At 71.4% G+C, this 1,571-nt stretch carries 2 protein-coding genes; both read right to left on the minus strand.

Annotation, left to right across the window (positions count from 1 at the left end; genetic code table 11):
* Positions 1–859 (minus strand): NDP-sugar synthase (locus G6021_RS05430; protein WP_347238919.1); only part of this gene is annotated, 859 nt, incomplete at its 3' end.
* Between the two features lie 81 nt (positions 860–940).
* A partial coding sequence (locus G6021_RS05435) for a glycosyltransferase family 2 protein (protein WP_182640807.1) occupies positions 941–1,571 on the minus strand: 631 nt, incomplete at its 5' end.

Genomic DNA, 1,571 nt, shown 5'->3' on the forward strand with positions numbered 1-1,571 from the left:
CGCGACCGACCACGGTCCCCCCGATGAGGACCGCCCCGGCGCCGACCCCCGCGCCGTCGTGGACGAGCGCCTCGCCGTGGTGGCTCTCGAGTGCGGGCGACGGCGCGATGCCGCGCACCAGGTCGGAGGACCCGCGGACGAAGTCCTCGGGCGTGCCCATGTCCCGCCAGTACGCCGAGTCGACGAAGCCGTAGACCCGCCTGCCCTCGGCGAGCAGCTGCGGGAAGGTCTCGCGCTCCACCGAGACGGGGGCGCCCTCGGGGATCTGAGCGATCAGTTCACGCCGGAAGACGTAGCAACCGGCGTTGATCTGATCGGTCGGCGGGTCCTGCGTCTTCTCGAGGAACTCCAGGACCCGGCCGTCCTCATCGGTCGGCACACAGCCGAACGCACGGGGATCGGAGACCCGCACCAGGTGCATGGTCAGATCCGCGCTCTTGGCGTGGTGGAGATCGAGGATCCGGGTGAGATCGGTCCCGCCCAGCACGTCGCCGTTGAACACCATGATCGTCGAGGCGGTGAGCTCGTCCAGGACGTTGCGGATGCCGCCGCCCGTGCCCAGCGGCTCGGTCTCCACCACGTACGTCAGCTCCAGATCGAGGTCGGACCCGTCCCCGAAGTGCTCCTCGAACACCTCCGCCTTGAACGACGTGCCCAGCACCACGCGCCGGATGCCCGCCGCCCGGATCCGCGAGAGCAGATGGGTGAGGAAGGGCAGACCGGCCGTGGGCAACATGGGCTTGGGCGCCGAGATGGTCAGCGGCCGCAGGCGGGTCCCCTTGCCGCCCACCAGGACCACCGCCTCGGTGTCGGCGATCAGATCGCGCGGCTCGGCGCTGGAGGGGGTCGTCGAGGTCACAGTCCTACTCCCGATGTCGTGGGGCCCCGGCCGCGCGCTCGCGCGGCCCACACGGGCCGGTGGATGGTCTCGTCCGGCGCGTCAGCGAAGATCGCGCCGGGCGGACCGGATCGCGAGGCGGCACCGTAGTTCCAGACCCGCCCTCAGCGCCCAGCGTATCGGTGCCTGCCACGCGGCCGGATGCCTGTCCGCCTGGAACAGGTAGGCGCTGTTGTGGTGTGCCCGGAGGGTGAACTCCGGCACGGTCCTGGCCGCGTGTCCCTGGTCGTGGTGGATCACCGACGACGGCACGTAGACGCTCTGCCACCCGGCCCGGCCGAGCCGGTCCCCCAGGTCCACGTCCTCCAGGTACATGAAGTACCTCTCGTCGAACCCGCCGAGCGCGTCGAACGCCTCACGTCGCAGCAGCAGGCACGACCCGGACAACCACCCCGCGGTCCGTTCGGACTCCATGTCGGAGTCGTCGAGGTAGTTGGCGGTCCACGGGTTACCCGGCCACACCGGACCCAGCAGGGCGTGGCCGATACCGGCGCCGAGCCGCGGCACGGCGCGGGCCGAGGGGTACACCGAACCGTCGGTCTCCGCGATCCTCGGGCCGAACGCCGCCGCCCGGGGCCACCGGTGGGCGGCGGCGAGCAGCGCGTCCACGGAACCCGGCTCGAACCACACGTCCGGGTTGACGACCAGCACGAACTCCTGGTCGAACTCCCCA

Origin of the sequence: Dietzia sp. CW19 (assembly GCF_014145265.1) — a bacterium.
Classification (GTDB): domain Bacteria; phylum Actinomycetota; class Actinomycetes; order Mycobacteriales; family Mycobacteriaceae; genus Dietzia; species Dietzia natronolimnaea.